The organism is Bacillus sp. PK3_68 (assembly GCF_003600835.1).
In the GTDB taxonomy this organism is placed as follows: Bacteria; Bacillota; Bacilli; order Bacillales; family Domibacillaceae; genus Pseudobacillus.
Map to the genome: position 1 here is coordinate 4,226,545 of NZ_NQYC01000001.1, position 19,292 is coordinate 4,245,836.

13 protein-coding genes and 1 pseudogene are annotated in these 19,292 nt (G+C 43.8%); 12 read left to right on the top strand and 2 right to left on the bottom strand.

Translation table 11 applies throughout. From position 1 onward, the window contains the following. The first annotated feature begins 21 nt into the window (after window positions 1–21). From CJ483_RS21180 to mutL, 7 genes and pseudogenes are all read left to right on the top strand, one after another. Entirely contained in the window at window positions 22–1,791 is a 1,770-nt protein-coding gene (locus CJ483_RS21180) for a 2-oxoacid:acceptor oxidoreductase subunit alpha (protein ID WP_120037378.1), read from the top strand. Next, window positions 1,778–2,644 (top strand): 2-oxoacid:ferredoxin oxidoreductase subunit beta, encoded by an 867-nt coding sequence (locus CJ483_RS21185; protein ID WP_120032303.1) that lies wholly within the window; start codon window positions 1,778–1,780, stop codon window positions 2,642–2,644. Before CJ483_RS21180 ends, CJ483_RS21185 begins: the two co-directional genes overlap by 14 nt. Before the next feature lie 216 nt (window positions 2,645–2,860). Beyond that, window positions 2,861–4,405: a tRNA (N6-isopentenyl adenosine(37)-C2)-methylthiotransferase MiaB gene (miaB, locus tag CJ483_RS21190; protein WP_120037379.1), complete on the top strand. Its 1,545-nt coding sequence runs from the start codon at window positions 2,861–2,863 to the stop codon at window positions 4,403–4,405. Window position 4,406: 1 nt separating this feature from the next. Continuing rightward, window positions 4,407–4,838, top strand: a complete 432-nt coding sequence (locus tag CJ483_RS21195) for a YlbF/YmcA family competence regulator (RefSeq protein WP_120037381.1) — start codon at window positions 4,407–4,409, stop codon at window positions 4,836–4,838. 195 nt (window positions 4,839–5,033) lie between these two features. Next, the gene (gene cotE / locus CJ483_RS21200) at window positions 5,034–5,573 is read left to right on the top strand and encodes an outer spore coat protein CotE (protein ID WP_120037383.1); all 540 of its coding nucleotides are present in this window, start codon (window positions 5,034–5,036) and stop codon (window positions 5,571–5,573) included. Window positions 5,574–5,699: 126 nt separating this feature from the next. Further along, a pseudogene (gene mutS / locus CJ483_RS21205) lies at window positions 5,700–8,284 on the top strand (DNA mismatch repair protein MutS). Between the two features lie 27 nt (window positions 8,285–8,311). After that, window positions 8,312–10,249: a DNA mismatch repair endonuclease MutL gene (gene mutL, locus CJ483_RS21210; RefSeq protein WP_120037385.1), complete on the top strand. Its 1,938-nt coding sequence runs from the start codon at window positions 8,312–8,314 to the stop codon at window positions 10,247–10,249. A gap of 46 nt (window positions 10,250–10,295) precedes the next feature. On the opposite strand, the gene CJ483_RS21215 is transcribed toward mutL, so the two are convergent. Together CJ483_RS21215 and CJ483_RS21220 are read right to left on the bottom strand one after the other, a co-directional pair. Beyond that, window positions 10,296–12,038, bottom strand: coding sequence for an ABC transporter ATP-binding protein (locus CJ483_RS21215; RefSeq protein ID WP_120037387.1), 1,743 nt, complete (start codon window positions 12,036–12,038; stop codon window positions 10,296–10,298). Between the two features lie 3 nt (window positions 12,039–12,041). Beyond that, a complete protein-coding gene (locus tag CJ483_RS21220) occupies window positions 12,042–12,779 on the bottom strand; it encodes a MerR family transcriptional regulator (protein WP_182917122.1) in 738 nt (245 codons plus the stop codon). A gap of 232 nt (window positions 12,780–13,011) precedes the next feature. Here CJ483_RS21220 and CJ483_RS21225 point away from each other — a divergent pair, with 232 nt between their 5' ends. From CJ483_RS21225 to CJ483_RS21245, 5 genes are all read left to right on the top strand, one after another. Then, entirely contained in the window at window positions 13,012–14,199 is a 1,188-nt protein-coding gene (locus tag CJ483_RS21225; RefSeq protein ID WP_120037392.1) for an MFS transporter, read from the top strand. A 41-nt stretch (window positions 14,200–14,240) separates the two neighbouring features. After that, complete coding sequence (locus tag CJ483_RS21230) at window positions 14,241–14,795, top strand: glycerol-3-phosphate responsive antiterminator (protein ID WP_120037394.1); 555 nt, start codon at window positions 14,241–14,243, stop codon at window positions 14,793–14,795. Between the two features lie 220 nt (window positions 14,796–15,015). Continuing rightward, window positions 15,016–15,837, top strand: a complete 822-nt coding sequence (locus tag CJ483_RS21235; protein ID WP_120037396.1) for an MIP/aquaporin family protein — start codon at window positions 15,016–15,018, stop codon at window positions 15,835–15,837. Window positions 15,838–15,851: 14 nt separating this feature from the next. Then, window positions 15,852–17,345: a glycerol kinase GlpK gene (gene glpK, locus CJ483_RS21240; RefSeq protein ID WP_120037398.1), complete on the top strand. Its 1,494-nt coding sequence runs from the start codon at window positions 15,852–15,854 to the stop codon at window positions 17,343–17,345. 161 nt (window positions 17,346–17,506) lie between these two features. Beyond that, window positions 17,507–19,165: a glycerol-3-phosphate dehydrogenase/oxidase gene (locus tag CJ483_RS21245; RefSeq protein WP_120037400.1), complete on the top strand. Its 1,659-nt coding sequence runs from the start codon at window positions 17,507–17,509 to the stop codon at window positions 19,163–19,165. Window positions 19,166–19,292: the final 127 nt, after the last annotated feature.

Consider the following 19,292-nt stretch of genomic DNA (forward strand, 5'->3'; position numbering starts at 1 on the left):
ACTGAAGGAGTTGTATATTTTATGATAAATCAGCTTTCCTGGAAAGTCGGAGGACAACAGGGGGAAGGGATTGAAAGTACCGGGGAAATCTTTTCTACCGCTTTGAACCGTCTCGGATACTTTCTCTACGGGTACCGCCATTTTTCATCCCGAATTAAAGGCGGCCATACCAATAATAAAATTCGTGTGAGCACGACTCCTGTCCGTGCGGTCGCGGATGATTTAGATATTTTAGTGGCATTTGACCAGGAAACCATTGATGTCAACTATGGGGAGCTTCACGATCAGGGAATCATCATCGCAGATGCTAAGTTCAATCCAGTGAAGCCAGATCAGGCAAAGGCAGAATTGTATGTCGTTCCTTTCACAGAAATCGCGGCTGAACTGGGTACGTCGTTGATGAAGAACATGGTAGCTGTAGGGGCCACATGCGCTGTTATTAATTTAGATGTACACGTGTTTACCAATGTAGTAGAAGAAATTTTTGGCCGCAAGGGAGAAGCCGTTGTCCAGAAGAACATGGAAGCGATTCAACAAGGCTATCAATATATGTGTGACCAGCTTGGCAGCAAAGTAGGAGCCATGCAGCTTGAAGCGGCAGATGGACATCAGCGGATGTTCATGATCGGCAATGATGCGATCGCACTCGGTGCCCTGGCGGGCGGTGTCCGTTTGATGGCGGCTTACCCGATTACGCCAGCTTCTGAAATTATGGAATACTTGATCGACAAGCTGCCGAAGGTCGGCGGAACGGTCATTCAAACAGAAGATGAAATTGCGGCAGCCACGATGGCGATCGGTGCCAATTATGGCGGCATTCGTTCCTTTACCGCTTCTGCGGGACCGGGTCTCTCTTTAATGATGGAAGCGATTGGCCTGGCGGGGATGACAGAAACGCCGCTCGTTGTCGTTGATACTCAGCGGGGGGGTCCATCTACCGGCTTGCCAACAAAGCAAGAACAGTCCGACTTACTGGCGATGATTTACGGAACCCATGGCGAAATCCCGAAAATCGTGATGGCGCCAAGCACGGCAGAAGAAGCCTTTTATGATACGGTGGAAGCCTTTAATCTCGCAGAAGAATATCAATGTCCGGTGATTCTTCTATCTGACTTGCAGCTATCTCTTGGCAAACAAACCGTCGAACCGCTGGACTACAGCCGAGTAGAAATCCGCCGAGGCAAACTTGTTCAAGAAGAGCTGCCGGAGCTGGATGGAAAAGCTTACTTTAAACGCTATGAAGTGACAGAGGATGGAGTTTCCCCTCGAGTGATCCCTGGCATGAAGCATGGCATTCACCACGTAACAGGGGTGGAGCATGATGAGACCGGAAGGCCGTCCGAAGGAGCGGCTAATCGCCAGGCTCAAATGGACAAGCGGATGAGAAAGCTGGAGCAGATCCGCTTTGATACACCGGTCTATAAAAACGCTCAGCATGAAGAAGCTGATTTATTGTTGATCGGATTTAATTCCACTCGCGGGGCGATTGAAGAAGCGATGGAACGGTTAGAGCAGGAGGGGGTAAAAGTCAACCATGCTCAAATTAGACTCATTCATCCGTTCCCGTCAGAAGAAATCTTGCCGCTGATCGAGTCAGCGAAAAACGTGCTTGTCGTAGAAAATAATGCGACTGGCCAATTGGCGAATATCATTAAAATGAATGTAGGCCACATTCAGAAAGTGAAAAGCCTGCTAAAATATGACGGCAATCCATTCCAGCCGCATCATATTTACCATGGCAGCAAAGAACTTTTCCCATTACAAGGAGCGGTTACAAATGGCAACGTTTAAAGATTTTCGAAATGATGTAAAACCAAACTGGTGTCCAGGCTGCGGTGACTTTTCTGTCCAGGCGGCGATTCAGCGGGCGGCGGCCAATATCGGCTTGACGCCGGATCAGCTTGCGGTTATTTCCGGCATCGGCTGTTCGGGACGTATTTCAGGCTACATTAAATCATACGGCCTTCATGGGATTCATGGGCGATCACTGCCGATTGCTCAAGGAGTGAAGATGGCCAACAAAGACTTAACGGTGATTGCTTCTGGCGGAGACGGCGATGGATTCGCCATCGGCATGGGGCATACGATTCATGCGATGCGCCGCAATATTGATATGACTTATATTGTGATGGATAATCAAATTTACGGGTTAACAAAGGGGCAAACCTCTCCTCGCTCTGCTCAGGGATTTGTAACAAAGTCCACTCCGAAAGGAGCGATTGAAGGAACGGTCTCTCCCATGGAGCTGGCGCTGACAAGTGGCGCTACATTTGTCGCTCAAAGCTTCTCTACGGACCTGAAGGACTTAACGGCCATCATTGAAGCGGGCATCAACCATAAGGGCTTTTCTATTATTAACGTGTTCAGCCCATGTGTGACCTATAATAAAATTAACACCTATGATTGGTTTAAAGAAAACTTAACGAAGCTTTCTGCGATTGAAGACTATGATTCTTCCAATCGGGAGATGGCGATGAATACGCTGATGCAACACAACGGCCTCGTAACAGGGATCATTTATCAGGATAAAGAAAGAGCTTCTTATCAAGAGCTTGTGCATGGCTATGCAGAAGAACCGCTGGCCAGCCAAGACCTGCAGCTAGGCGATGAAATGTTTAATAACCTTGTGAAGGAATTTATATGATAAAAAAACCGCCATTGGCGGTTTTTTTATTTCAAAATAGGATTAATAAGAAAAAATAATGCTTTATTCTATCTAGTGAAATTGTTAGTATTCATCTATTGTTTAATCAAATGGAAAGCTATATACTAAAATAATGTGTACCACTTAACAAAAGATATTTCTCACTTTAAATATGGTTTATTGTCGTTTTTGCTAGAAAAGAAAGGAGTTTTTCTGATGAATGAAGAGCAACGTCTTCAGGGACAGCAAGTAAAAGAGAAAAATCCAACGGACAAAAAATCCGAAAAGGATTACAGTAAATATTTTGAAACCGTCTTTTTACCGCCTTCTTTAAAGGAAGCAAAAAAGCGGGGGAAAGAAGAAGTAGCCTACCATAAAGATTTTAAGATCGACGAACAGCTTCGCGGCATGGGAGACGGGAAGAAGTTTTATATACGCACGTATGGCTGCCAGATGAACGAACATGACACAGAAGTAATGGCGGGCATCTTCATGGCTCTTGGCTATGAAGCAACGGATACAGTAGAGGATGCGAACGTTATCTTGCTCAACACGTGTGCGATTCGTGAAAATGCAGAAAATAAAGTGTTTGGTGAGCTTGGTCACTTGAAGCATTTAAAACAGCAGCGACCTGATCTATTGTTAGGTGTGTGCGGGTGTATGTCACAAGAAGAGTCTGTCGTAAATAAAATTTTAAAAACCTATAATCATGTTGATATGATTTTTGGCACACATAACATTCACCGCCTTCCACATATTTTAAATGATGCCTACATGTCGAAGGAAATGGTTGTTGAGGTATGGTCAAAAGAAGGGGACGTAGTAGAAAACCTTCCAAAAGTACGTCGGGGAAATATTAAAGCATGGGTAAATATTATGTACGGCTGTGATAAATTCTGTACGTATTGTATCGTTCCTTATACACGCGGAAAGGAACGGAGCCGACGCCCAGAGGACATTATTCAAGAGGTGCGTCATTTAGCTGCTCAAGGCTATCAGGAAATTACACTTCTTGGCCAAAATGTTAATGCCTATGGAAAAGATTTCGAAGACATAGAATACGGTCTCGGTGATTTAATGGACGAAATGAGAAAAATCGATATTCCGCGCGTTCGCTTCACAACGAGTCATCCGCGTGACTTCGACGATCATCTGATTGAAGTGTTAGCGAAAAAGGGCAATTTAATGGATCATATTCATTTGCCAGTTCAGTCAGGATCTACAGATGTATTAAAAATTATGGCACGCAAATATACGCGCGAACAATTCCTTGAGCTTGTTCGCAAAATCAAAGCAGCCATCCCGGATGTTGCGTTAACAACTGATATCATCGTCGGCTATCCGAATGAAACAGAGGAGCAATTTGAAGAAACCATTTCTCTGTACCGTGAGGTGGGCTTTGAGTCCGCTTATACGTTTATTTATTCTCCACGTGAAGGCACGCCTGCTGCTAAGATGAAAGACAACGTTCCGATGGAAGTGAAGAAAGAGCGGCTGCAGCGCCTAAATGCGGTAGTAAACGAATTGTCAGCTGAAGCATTAAAGAAATATGAAGGACAAGTTGTTCCTGTGCTCGTTGAAGGGGAAAGCAAGAACAATCCGGACATTTTGGCCGGATACACGAACAAAAATAAATTAGTTAATTTCAAGGGGCCGAAAACGGCAATCGGCAAAATTGTAAATGTAAAAATAACTGATGCAAAAACTTGGTCCTTAAACGGAGAAATGATTGAAGAACATCAATTGGCTGAGGTGGAGTAAAATGGCAAAGTATACAAAAGATGATATTCTCGCACAAGCAACAGAGCTGGCTAAAATGATTGCAGAAACCGACGAGGTTGCATTCTTTAAAGAGGCAGAAGCAAAAATTCATGAAAACCAAAAAGTGCGTGAAAAAATTGCCAGTTTAAAAAGCTTGCAGAAACAAGCGGTGAATTTTCAGCATTACGGCAAGACAGAAGCGTTAAAAATGGTCGAAGAAAAAATGTTGAAAATTGAACAGGAATTAGATGAGATTCCTGTTGTCCAGCAGTTTAAAGAATCACAGGTAGAAGTAAATGATATTTTGCAAATCGTTACATCCGCTATCTCCAACACAGTAACAGACCAGATTATTGAATCAACTGGCGGCGATTTGCTTCGCGGTGAAACAGGAGCCCAAGTTAGAAACAGCACGCCAGGAAGCTGCAGCTAATAAGTAGGCAAACGAAAGACATCAGCTCTCTATGCTGGTGTCTTTTTTATGACTAGAGAATATGAAAATCCACTTTCTCGGCAGTAGGGTTTTAGAGGAGTTATCTTTGCTTTTCTAACTTTTTATATGTTCTAGGCACATGTCTCGCTCTTGGTGCATATGATAGATAGAGAACAAGCGAGGAGGGACGCTCGGATGGCAGAATATAGAGAGATTATTACAAAGTCGGTTGTTGCTAAAGGCCGAAAATTTACTCAGACGCATCACACCATTTGTCCGCCACATCACCCATCGAGCATTTTAGGTTGCTGGATTATTAACCATGAGTATAAAGCAAAAAAGATGGGGAAAAAGGTAGAGGTTCATGGAACATACGATATTAACGTATGGTATTCGCATCATGACAATACGAAAACTTCAGTCGTAACGGAAAAAGTAAGTTATAAAGATGTTATTAAGTTGAAATATCGCGATGAAAATTGTTTTGATGATAATGAAGTGATGGCTCGGGTGCTGCAACAGCCAAATTGCTGTGAAGCGGTATGTTCGCCAAAGGATAATAAAATCATTGTTCAGGCTGAGCGCGAATTCTTGGTTGAAGTGGTCGGGGAAACAAAAATTTGCGTAGCGGTCCACCCTTATGGATGTGAGGATGAAGATTGGGACAGCGACATTGATGACGAAGACTATGAAGAATTAGATACAGCTTTTATAGAGAATAAAAAAGAAGATTAACGTAATGAGCAGGCTCTGAATACAGCCTGCTCATTTTTGTGGGCTGCGTACGGCAGAGGGAGGGGAAATATGATATAATGTAAAGTTGAAAATAGACAGGTTTTCTTGAAAGGGATTGGACAATATATGGAACAATATACGCCGATGATCCGGCAATATTTAGCGATAAAGGCACAATATGAGGATGCCTTTTTGTTTTTTCGTTTAGGAGATTTCTATGAAATGTTTTTTGAAGATGCAACGAAAGCCAGCCAGTTGCTTGAAATTACGTTAACGAGCAGAGATGGCGGATCGTCTGCACGTATACCGATGTGCGGGGTGCCCTACCATTCGGCGGCTGCTTATATAGAACAGTTAATCGAACTTGGCCATAAGGTCGCTATTTGCGAACAGACTGAAGATCCAAAGCAAGCAAAAGGTGTCGTTAAACGCGAAGTCGTACAGCTTATCACCCCTGGCACTGTCATGGAAGGCAAGGGGCTTCACGATAAAGAAAACAATTATATCGCGGCTCTCTTCTGTGAAAATGAGGATACATACAGCCTGGCCTTTTGTGATTTATCTACTGGTGAAAGTCGAACGACAGCTTTAACGACACTCGATGAAGTACTGAATGAACTATCTACTTTACGGGCAAAGGAGGTAGTGACGAAGCAGGATTTGGATGAGAATGTAAGAAAGGCGTTAAAGGAGCGGCTTGGTGTTACGCTTTCTTATGAAGAGCAAACAGCTGCAAGGGATGAATTCGTGTCTTTAACCGAACAGATTACTGTTTCCGGAATGCAGCAGGCCGCCCATCTGCTGTTTCATTATCTGCACCGCACGCAAAAGCGGAGTCTCACTCACTTACAGCCAGTTGAAGTCTATGAAGTCCATCAATTTATGAAGATCGATTTTTATTCCAAACGCAATCTTGAGCTAACGGAAACGATTCGTTCGAAAAACAAAAAGGCTCATTGCTTTGGCTTTTGGATGAAACGATGACGGCGATGGGCGGCCGGATGCTGAAGCGTTGGATTGACCGTCCGCTGATCAACCGACGACAAATTAATGAACGTTTGTCAATGGTGGAGAAATTGATACAATCGTTTTTTGAGCGCCAGGAAATCCGGGAGATGTTAAAGGAAGTGTATGATCTGGAGCGCCTTGCTGGACGGGTCGCTTTCGGAAATGTCAACAGCCGCGATTTGATTCAGTTAAAGAAATCCTTGCAGCAGATTCCACTGCTGAAGGATTTGCTGCTTAAAATTCAAAACGATGAAATTCAAGCACTCTCGAAAAATATGAATCCGTGTGAAGAGTTGACCGACCTTCTCGAACAAGCTTTTGTTGATAATCCGCCGTTATCTGTTAAAGAAGGCGGCATGATCAGAGACGGCTTTCATGCGGAGCTTGATGAGTATAGAGATGCAAGCCGCAACGGAAAAGATTGGATTGCCAACTTGCAGCAGGAAGAGAGAGAAAGAACAGGCATCAAGTCATTAAAGATTGGCTATAATCGTATCTTTGGCTATTACATTGAAATTACAAAAGCGAACCTTCATTTGCTTCAGGACAGCCGCTATGAACGCAAACAAACATTAGCAAACTGTGAGCGTTTTATCACGCCGGAATTAAAGGAAAAGGAAACGCTGATTTTGCAAGCTACAGAAAAGATTATTGACCTGGAGTATGAGCTGTTTCTTGAAATCCGTGAGCAGGTGAAATCATTTATTCCTGAGCTTCAGGAACTTTCTAGACTTGTGAGCGAATTAGACGTGCTGCAATGCTTCGCTGAAGTCAGTGAGAAGCGAAAATATATAAGACCGGAATTAACGGAAAGCCGAGAGCTTTTCATTAAAGAGGGGCGCCATCCTGTCGTGGAAAAAGTCATGGATTCCCAGGAATACGTTCCGAATGACTGTTTCATGAACGGCGAGAGGGAAATGCTTCTTGTCACCGGTCCGAATATGTCAGGGAAAAGCACGTATATGAGACAGATCGCTTTAACAGCCATTATGGCTCAAATTGGCTGTTTCGTTCCTGCACAGGAAGCTAAGTTGCCTGTTTTCGATCAGGTGTTTACAAGAATCGGGGCAGCGGATGATTTGATCTCGGGCCAAAGTACGTTTATGGTGGAAATGCTGGAGGCTAAAAATGCTATTACCCATGCAACGAACCAATCTTTGATTCTCTTTGATGAAATTGGCCGCGGCACATCAACCTATGATGGAATGGCGCTTGCTCAAGCGATCATTGAGCATATTCATGAGCATATTCAAGCCAAGACGCTGTTTTCTACCCATTATCATGAATTAACTGTTTTAGAGGAATCCCTTCCTCAGTTGAAAAATGTACATGTCAGTGCAATTGAACAAAATGGCCGTGTGGTTTTTCTTCACAAAATAAAAGAAGGAGCGGCCGATAAAAGCTACGGCATTCATGTGGCGCAGCTGGCTGAGCTTCCTCGTGAGCTCATTGAGCGAGCAAATGAGATCCTGACGGAATTAGAACAGAAAGAACAGCCTGATTTACGAAAGCAGCCGAAGGAAACAGCAGAAGCAGCCGGCCAGCTCTCTTTCTTCAGCGAACCTGTTGCTCCTCCTCCTACGCCGCAGACAGATAAAGAGAAAAAGATTATTGAAGAGTTAAAGTCCTACGATTTACTGGAAATGACTCCTCTTGATGCAATGAATGCCCTCTATGCGCTTCAAAAGAAAATAAAGAGGTAGTCAGACAAAGAAAAGCAGGTGAAGCAAATGGGAAAAATTATTCAGCTGGATGATACACTTTCGAATAAAATTGCTGCCGGTGAAGTAGTAGAACGCCCTGCTTCTGTTGTGAAGGAGCTCGTCGAGAATTCAGTCGATGCTGGAAGTTCAGTTATTGAGGTTGACGTGGAAGAAGCAGGGCTGGAAAGCATCCGTATTCTTGACAATGGAGCAGGAATAGAGCCGGATGATGTATTGAAAGCTTTTTCCCGTCATGCGACAAGTAAAATCAAAGATGAAAATGATTTATTTCGCATTCGGACGCTAGGCTTTCGAGGCGAAGCGCTGCCGAGCATTGCTTCTGTATCCGAGCTTTCGATGACGACCGGAACGGGGGAAGGTCCGGGAACAGAGATCATTCTTTCGGGAGGGATTGTTCAGAAGCACGGTCCGGCAGCCAGCCGCAAAGGAACGGATATAAAAGTGTCTGGGTTGTTTTTTAACACCCCGGCACGTTTGAAATATATGAAAACGATTCACACCGAGCTTGGTAACATCACAGATGTAGTCAATCGGCTCGCTTTGGCCCATCCGGAGGTAGCCATAAGACTGCGCCACAATGGGAGAGAGTTGCTGCAGACAACAGGAAATGGAGATGTCCGCCAAGTACTTGCGGCGATTTACGGGTTAAATACGGCCAAAAAGATGATTCCTGTGGCAGCTTCCTCCTTGGATTTCCAAGTAGACGGCTGGATTTCGTTGCCGGAAATTACTCGCGCTTCCAGAAACTATCTTTCTGTCATGGTGAACGGGAGATTCATTAAAAATTACAGCCTGGCAAAAGCGATTCAGGAAGGTTACCATACACTGCTTCCAATTGGGCGGTATCCCATTGCTTTAGTGAATATTGTCATGGACCCGATACTAGTCGATGTCAATGTTCACCCTGCCAAGCTAGAAGTGCGTTTTAGCAAAGAACTAGAGTTACAGGAAGTTATTACAACTGCTATCCGTGAAGCTTTCCAAAAAGAAATGTTGATTCCTTCGGCAGCACCAGCAGTGAAGCAAGCAAAACCGCTTTCCCGGCAAGAGGAATTTTCGTTTGATGACAGCCGGAAGCAAGTGAAAACAGAAACTAGCTTTGAAAAAAAGTTTCGCCCTACCACATTGTCCCAGCGCGAATCGTTACTGCCGACGGATAAAATGAAAGAGTTGTATACGAAAGAGCTTTACGAAGTAAATGCTGATCAAGCGGACGATGACCATCCGGTGGAGTCGAAAGAAACAGAAGAGATCATTCAACAGACCGAATTTATACCTTCCACACCGACAGATCTCGTAGCAGAGACCTTCTCAGAAGAAATTGAGTATGAAACACACGAGATACATGAGACAACAGAAAGCAGATTGCCGCCTCTTTATCCAATTGGGCAAATGCACGGCACATATATTTTTGCCCAAAATGAAAGAGGTTTGTACATGATTGATCAGCATGCCGCCCAGGAAAGATTGAAATATGAATTTTTCCGGGAGAAAGTGGGACAAGTAGAAAAAGAATTGCAAGATATGCTTGTGCCCATCACGCTGGATTATTCAGCCGATGACTGTATTAAAATTACTGAACATCTGCACGAATTGGAAAGTGTCGGCGTGTTTTTGGAACCATTCGGTGAGAGAGCTTTTATCGTCCACTCCCATCCGCAATGGTTTCCTAAAGGAGAAGAACAGCAAATGATCGAGGGCATCATTGAGCAAATGCTGTCCATGAAAAAGGTTGATATTAAAAAGTTACGGGAGGAAGCTGCGATTATGATGAGCTGCAAAGCCTCCATCAAAGCGAATCATCATTTACGGAACGATGAGATCCAGCAGCTGCTTGATGATCTGCGACATAGCAGCGATCCATTCACTTGTCCGCACGGCCGGCCAATCATCATTCACTATTCCACCTACGAAATAGAGAAAATGTTTAAACGCATTATGTGATCGAAAAAAGGTCAGCCTCCCGAAAGGCTGACCTTTTTTTAATGGCTCAAGAAGAAAACTGTTGGCTTGCCAATTTTTGATAGAGTGAATGAGTTTGAGACAGTGTGTCATGCGTGCCAATGCCTGTAATTTTCCCTCGTTCGATGACGACGATTTGGTCGGCGTTTACGATGGTGGATAAGCGATGCGCTATGACAAGGGTCGTCCGGCCAGTCATTAATTGGTCGAGCGCTTTTTGGACAAGCCGTTCTGAGTCACTGTCCAAGTTAGAAGTCGCCTCGTCAAGAAGCAAAATTTGCGGGTTACGCATAAAGGCCCGGGCAATCGCTATCCGCTGCCGCTGGCCACCTGATAGTTTGATTCCTCGTTCGCCGACTTCTGTGTTATATTGATCGGGAAACCCCTCAATAAACTCAGCGGCATTAGCTAGCTTTGCGGCTCTTTTTATCTCGTCCTCTTTAATCGGGCCCCCCATGCCGTAACAAATATTATCGCGAATGGAACCCGACATAATGGGACTTTCTTGGGAAACATAACCGATGGATGTGCGCCACGAACGAAGGTCAAATTCGCTGATGGGATGCTCTCCCAAGAAAATTTCTCCTTGCACAGGTTGATAAAAGCGCTCAAGCAAAGCAAAGAGAGTGGTTTTGCCGCTGCCGCTCGGGCCGACAAAGGCCGTTGTTTTTCCGGTCGGAATATGAAGATTCATATTTTTGAGCACAGCATGATTTTCCTCGTAACCAAAAGTCAGGTCTTTAAGTGATAGATGCTGTGCTGGCTGAACGACAGGCAAGCCGGCTGCTTCTGATTCTTTTTTCAGTGTTAGAATGGATTGAATTCTTTCTGTCGCTCCCATGGCTTTTTGAAAAGCTGTAAAGAATGAAGCCATTTGGCTAAAGGGGATGACAATCTGGAACATGTAAATAATAATAGCAACGAGTGAACCGGCTGTAAGGGCTCCAGAGGCAACACGGACACCGCCGTAACCGATTAATACGACAAGGACGAGCATCATGATCACTGTCATAAAAGGAGAAATGACAGCCTGGACCCGCGCTTCTTTCAATCCATAACGAAAAAGCTCCTGAATACGGTAGAAACCTTTTTCTCTTTCCGCCTTTTCAGCGCTGTACGCCTTAACGAGTCGGATATCTGTGAGCACCCTGCCGAGATCAGCAGAAAAACCGGCCATTTCGGTTTGAGTATCCTTGGAAATGCGATACATTTTTCTGCCGAGCGGCATAATGATCAAAATAGAAACTGGGGCAGCGAGAAGCATAATGACGGTCATTTTCCAATCAATGAAAAGCAAAATAACAATGGCGCCAAGGATGGAGATGATCCCAGTGACAAATGAGACGAGGTGCTGGACGATCAAAGTTTTAACCGTGTTTGTATCCTGAGTAATCCGGCTCATCGTTTCTCCAGATTCATGCTCGTCAAAGTAAGAAACGGGCAATTCAAGGACTTGGTTCCATACTCTTCTCCGCACAGAAGAAACGACTGCTTCCCCAATATAGCTCATCAAGTAGTAGGAGAAACCACCTGAAACAGTCTGAACGAGAAAGCTGCCAGCAAGGAAGAGAATAACGGATGTTTGCAGTTGATTGTGGGCAAGTTGGTCAACGAGATCTTTCGTAAATAAAGGAACGACAAGCCCGGCGAGTGTTTCGGCTATACTTAACAGGATGGCCCCGGCAATGATCCACTTTGACAGGCGGGCTTTTGTAAATAAGTGTACAAAGGGCTTCCATTGTTGGAAATTTGTTTGTTCAGTTTTTTCCATTTTCTATTCCTCCTTTTCTTTATAATAAGTCATCGCTTGTTCGAGCCACTTCTCTTCTTCAGGACTAAATGGGTAAGGAAACAGCCATGGATCTTCTTCCAGATCGGTAGCAAAATAAGTTTCCAGCGTATGGAAATCACCGCCGGCTACTTCTGCTGCCAGCTCTATTAATTCCGTCACTAATTGTTCAACAGCGCTGCTTTTTGGATCTGAAAAGGCCAGTTCCTTTATGCGCGAAAACAAGTCCATCGCTCTTTTCTCGATCTCTTCTTGGTTATTCTTTATTCGATCGAATAATTCATCAATGTATGGCGATGGTACAACGGATTTCATCCAGCTTTTATGATCATCCTCCATCTGAACATTATTAATCATTGAAACAAAGATATCGGTATGCAACGTGCCGCCTCTTTCTATTTGATCAATGGCAAGGCTTAGTAGCCGGATAGCGTCATTTAACTGTTCGCGCTTTTTTTCCATAAGGTCGCGCTGAAAGATAAGAGAGTCTTTTTCATTCCATGTGTCTTTACGAATAAAGTCAGCAATCTCTTCCAGTGAAAACCCTAAAAATTTAAGAGAAACAATTTTTTGAAGTATCCACAAGTCACTTTCTTGGTAATAACGATGTCCGCTTGATGTCCGTTTAGCTGCTAGAAGGCCAATTTCATCATAATATTGCAAGGTTCTCGCTGTCAGGCCGCTCATCTTTTTAAATTGGCCAATAGTAAATGTTTTCGCCATTTTGCTTTCCTCCATCCACTTAATAAGTCCATTCTAAAACATTACGTTACGTGAAGTGCAAGATGAAAAAACCAGATTTTCCACATACATTTAAAATGTAGAACTTCTCGTATTTATCTCTCTATACGTTCTAAACGAAATAGCCTAATATAGAAAAGGGAGAAGTACTTTTAATCTGTTGATGGGATGGAGACGGTTCTTCGGAATCTACAAGAGGTGAATAAGAGTTGTTATGGTGAACACAAGAGAGAGTTTTCGATTACGTATACTTGTTAGTATTATAGCGATTTCCGGATTTAGTCAGGGAATGCTGCTGCCGCTGATCGCTGTTTTGTTTGAGAGGGAAGGGATGTCGGCTTCGTTAAATGGATTAAATGCAGCTGGTTTATATATTGGAATTTTGCTTGTTTCACCGTTTATGGAAAGACCGCTGCGGCAGTTCGGTTATAAGCCGGTCATCATCGGAGGCGGGCTGCTCGTTATTGTCGCTCTTTTTTCTTTTCCTTTATGGAAGTCCTTTTGGTTTTGGTTTATTTTGCGGCTGCTGATTGGAATCGGTGATCATGCGCTTCATTTTGGCACCCAGACATGGATCACCTCTTTTTCGTCACCGGAGCGGCGCGGGCGAAATATTTCGCTCTATGGATTATTTTTTGGCTTGGGTTTTGCCACTGGTCCGCTCATGACCGGTCTTATCCATTATAGCGAATCTTTGCCGTTTATTGTTTCGGGGGTGCTTTGTCTTATTTGTTGGGTCTTTTTATTCTTCCTGAAAAATGACTTTCCAGAACAGCAGGTGGAAACCAATTCGACGTGGGAAACTCTGAAGCGCTTCAGAGAAGCGTCTCGCTATGGATGGATTGCCTTTTTGCCGACATTTGCTTATGGATTCTTAGAAGCTTCTTTTAATGGCATTTATCCAATTTATGGGGTTCGAACCGGATTGTCTGTTCAAGAAATTTCTGTCATTTTGATGTCATTTGCTATCGGAGGAATTGTTTTCCAGTTCCCGCTAGGTGTATTGAGCGATAAGTATGGACGGAAAAGAGTGTTAGCGGTTGTATTGTTAGCGGGTACGGTTTTGTTTTTTAGCGCCGCATTGATCGACCACTTATATTATTTACTGTTAGTGAGTATTTTTCTTGCTGGCATGCTTGTTGGTTCCACTTTCAGCCTTGGAATCAGCTTTATGACCGATCTAATGCCTAGACAATTCCTGCCGACAGGCAATCTTCTGTGCGGCATGGCCTTCAGCATCGGTAGTTTAACCGGTCCATACTTGGGAGGGATGGCTTTACAGTTGTTTGAGAGCATCAGCTTTTTCACGGTCATTAGCGCTATTTTTGCACTCGTTACCATGATCTTTTTTTGGTATGGAGGGAAACCTTTAAAGAAAGACAACATACTCCCCCTTGACTGATAAGCAGATGAAGAAAGTTTAAATGAAAAGGAGTGTAGCGGATGAATTTTCACGGACAAAAAATTTTGCCGGCTGTCCGGACAATGAAGGATTTTGATAAAATGCTGGACACTCCATTTGAGTATGGTGTGTTTTTAGATCTTCATATAGGCATGGTAAAGAGTGTTTTTGACTATGCAAAGCAGCACGGAAAGAAAATGTTCCTGCATCTCGATCTAATTCACGGACTAACAAGTGATGAATATGCGGCCGAGTTTGTAGCACAATATGCCAAGCCATATGGAATTATTTCAACAAAAGGCAGTGCCATTGTCAGAGCGAAGCAAAAAGGAATGCTGGCGACACAGCGGGCATTCATTATCGATTCAAGCGCCCTCGAGCGCAGTGTGAAATTAATTGAACGGACAGACCCTGATTATATCGAGGTGCTGCCGGGCGTCGTACCGAAGATTATTAAAGAGCTGCATGAAAAAACAAAAAAGCCAATCTTCGCCGGCGGATTGATTGAAACGAGAGAGGAAGTAGAAGAGGCCCTGCAGGCGGGGGCATGCGCCATCACAACCTCTGATCGAGAGCTGTGGAAATTATATTATTAAAAGTTAGGTTGTTGTAAATTAGTTGATGGCGCTTTCAAAACATGTTATCTTAAAAATAAGTTAATAATTTGTGAGGGAGAACAAAGAGATTCACAACACACGCTATTTCAGGCGGTTGTTTGTTGTGAATTTTTTTGTTCTCTTTTTTATTTAACGTTCCTGTTAACGAGTACAACACTCTTTAACATCGGTAAATTCATAGAAAAAAGGGAGTGGGGAAATGTCACCGTTTTGGGGAGAGCTTTTCGGCACAGCTCTGTTGATTGTATTCGGAGCAGGAGTTTGTGCAAATGTAAATTTAAAGAAATCTTTTGCTTTTGGTTCGGGCTGGATTGTGATCGCCTGGGGCTGGGGTCTGGCTGTTGCGATGGCTGTGTACGCGGTTGGGCGATTTAGTGGGGCCCATTTAAATCCGGCTGTCACGCTGGCTCTGGCATTTGCTGGAGATTTTGCGTGGGGAGATGTCATGCCTTATATTATTGCACAAATAATTGGCTCTATAATCGGTGCAGCGGTGGTTTACTTGCATTTTCTACCCCATTGGAAAGCAACGGAGGATCCGGCAGCAAAGTTAGGGGTTTTTGCTACTGGGCCAGCGATTGAGCATGCGTTTTCTAACTTATTAAGCGAAATTATCGGGACTTTTATTTTGACGGTTGGAATATTATCGATTGGAGCGAATCAATTTACGGAAGGGCTGAATCCGTTTATTGTAGGATTATTGATTGTGGCCATCGGCTTATCCTTAGGTGGAACAACTGGTTATGCCATTAATCCAGCTCGGGATCTTGGCCCGCGCATTGCTCATTTTTTATTACCGATTGCAGGGAAAGGTTCTTCTAATTGGAAATACGCCTGGATACCTGTAGTGGGCCCGCTGCTTGGCGGTTCAATTGGTGGATTGTTTTACCGAGCTTTCTTTATAGGAGAGAAAGGGCCGGCATTGTGGATAGTATTAGCTATTACTTTTTTTGCTTTACTCGTTATACTTATTTGGGGAAAGAGAAATCATACAGCTTCAATCAATATAGATGCTCGTTAAAGGGAGGAGAAACGATGGAACAATTTATTTTATCACTTGACCAGGGCACTACCAGTTCAAGAGCGATCTTGTTTAATAGAAAAGGAGAAGTGGCTTACGTTGCCCAAAAAGAATTTACTCAGCATTTTCCGCATCCTGGCTGGGTGGAGCACAATGCTAACGAAATATGGGGAACGATTCTTGCTTGCATTGCAACCGTGTTATCTGAAAACAATATTAGTCCTGAGCAAATTGCTGGTATTGGAATTACGAACCAACGGGAAACAACAGTAGTTTGGGAAAAAGAAACAGGGAAGCCGATTTACAATGCGATCGTCTGGCAGTCACGGCAAACGGCCGATATTTGCAATGAACTAAAGGAGCAAGGATATGATTCGTTATTCCGAGAAAAAACGGGGCTGCTAATTGATGCCTACTTTTCGGGTACGAAAATAAAATGGATTCTTGATCATGTAGCAGGCGCACGGGAGCGGGCAGACAGAGGAGAACTCCTGTTTGGAACAATTGATACGTGGCTCATTTGGAAGCTATCGGGCGGGAAAGCCCACGTGACTGATTATTCGAATGCTTCAAGAACCTTAATCTATAACATTCATGATTTAGAATGGGATGATGAGCTGTTAAAGATCTTGGATATTCCGAAAGCCATGCTTCCTGAGGTTCGGCCTTCGTCTGAAATTTACAGCCATACAGTGCCTCACCATTTTTTTGGAAAAGAAGTACCGATTGCCGGGGCAGCTGGTGATCAGCAGGCTGCTTTATTTGGGCAGGCGTGCTACGATGAAGGAATGGCGAAAAACACATATGGCACCGGTTGTTTTATGTTAATGAATACAGGCGAAAAAGCGGTTTCTTCTCGTCACGGTTTATTAACGACCATTGCCTGGGGAATAGATGGGAAAGTTGAATATGCTCTTGAAGGAAGCATCTTCGTAGCAGGATCGGCGATTCAGTGGCTACGTGACGGCTTGCGTATGGTAAAGGACGCCGTGGAGACAGAGGAATATGCAACTAGAGTGGCCTCTTCTGAAGGCGTGTATGTGGTCCCGGCTTTTGTCGGACTGGGAACTCCTTATTGGGATAGTGACGTACGCGGCTCAGTCTTCGGCTTAACGAGAGGCACTTCCAAAGAGCATTTTGTCCGTGCTACACTTGAATCGCTTGCTTATCAAACGAAAGATGTGTTGGATGCAATGGAAGCTGATTCTGGTATTTCATTGAAAACCTTGCGTGTCGATGGCGGGGCTGTTAAAAATAATTTTCTTATGCAGTTCCAGAGCGATATGCTGCAAGTGCCTGTGGAACGACCGATTATTAATGAAACAACGGCGCTCGGGGCAGCCTATCTTGCTGGGCTGGCGGTGGGGTTCTGGCAAGACCGTAAAGAGATTGCCTCTAAGTGGCAAGTAGAAAAATTGTTCCAGCCGAAAATGGATAAAGAGGAACAAATACGTTTGTATGCCGGTTGGAAAAAAGCAATCGAGGCCGCTTTAGTGTTTAAAGTTTGAAATCTGCTGAATAGTCCTATATAATAAAAGTAAGTTAATAAATTGTCTGGAGAAACAGAGAGACCTGTCTTCATAGCGATGATCCATCGTTATGCTTTGATGGGTCTCTTTTTCGTTTTCTTCCCATAAAGATGAGGTATTTAACAACTGGAGGCGAAATTATGAAGTTTTCAAATGTAGAGCGAGAGCAATGGCTTGACCGTTTACAAGCAGAGGAATTTGATCTTCTTGTCATTGGAGGCGGAATTACAGGAGCAGGTATTGCCCTCGATGCGTCAACACGTGGAATGAAGGTAGCTCTTGTGGAAATGCAAGACTTTGCTGCCGGTACATCCAGCCGCTCAACAAAACTTGTTCATGGCGGCTTGCGCTACTTAAAACAGTTTGAAATTAAAATGGTGTCTGAGGTAGGAAAAGAGCGTGCAGTAGTTTATGAAAACGGCCCGCACGTTACAACACCAGAGTGGATGCTGCTCCCCATGCATCGAGGAGGGACTTTTGGCAAGTTTACAACAGGGATTGGCTTGCGTGTCTATGACTTTCTTGCTGACGTGAAAAAATCAGAACGAAGAACGATGCTCACTGCTGAAGAAACTCTTCAAAAAGAGCCGCTCGTAAAAAAAGAAGGGTTAGTTGGCGGCGGCTACTATGTAGAGTACCGGACCGACGATGCTCGGCTAACGATAGAAGTGATGAAAAGAGCAGTTGAAAAAGGGGCAATTGCTGTTAATTATATGAAAGCAGAGAAGTTCGTCTATGAAGAGCAAAAGGTAATCGGGATTGAGGCTAAAGACGTTTTAACAGGGAAAACCATTGAGGTGAAAGCAAAGAAAGTCGTCAATGCAGCAGGCCCTTGGGTAGATAATGTCCGAAAGAAGGACTATTCGGTTAATAATAAACACTTGCGATTGACAAAGGGCATTCATATCGTTATTGATCAATCTATTTTTCCGCTTAAGCAAGCTGTATATTTTGACTCGCCCGATGGCCGAATGATCTTTGCCATTCCGCGAGATGGCAAAGCATATGTCGGCACAACCGATACGTTCTATGGAGAAGATCAGGACATAGCCAATCCGAAGATGCTAGAAGAAGACCGAGACTATTTATTAAAAGCTATTCGTTATATGTTCCCTGATGTGAACGTAGGACCCGCAGATGTTGAATCGAGCTGGGCAGGTGTGCGGCCGCTTATTTACGAGGAAGGAAAGGACCCTTCAGAAATATCAAGGAAGGATGAAATTTGGGAAGGAGAGAGCGGATTAATTACGATTGCTGGCGGTAAACTGACAGGATACCGGAAAATGGCTGAAATCGTTGTAAACCTTGTTTCTGAAAGACTGAGCGCTGAAACGGGTAGACAATTTAAAAGCTGTCAAACGCGCCATTTGCCGATATCTGGAGGTGATGTTGGTGGAGCTGCTCGACTGGAATCATTTATTAAGAAGAAGGGAAAAGAAGCTGTTTCCTTTGGGTTATCTGAGCAAGAAGGAGAATACTTGGCTCATATGTATGGAACAAATGTAGATCATGTATTTACCTTTGCACAACAAGCTCCAGTGAATGATCTCCCTAAAGTGCTATATGCCCAATTGCTATATGCAGTCAATCATGAAATGATTTGGCGGCCGGTCGATTTCTTTATTCGCCGAACCGGAGCATTATTTTTCCGGATGGATGAAGTGAAGCAGTACAAAAAACGAGTTATCGCAGTAATGGCAGATTTGTTCGGGTGGTCCTCTTCTCATACCGAACAATATTTAGAAGAGCTGGACAAAGAAATACGGGATGCACAAATCCCTGTTGATGTACAGCAATAACCGAAATCCGGCTGTAATAATAAGCAGCCGGATTTTTTTGATAGCACGTATAAAATAAAAAAAAAGGGTGAGAATAGAGTATTAGCTTTAATAACTGATTGTACGTATGGTACGATAAGAGAAAATC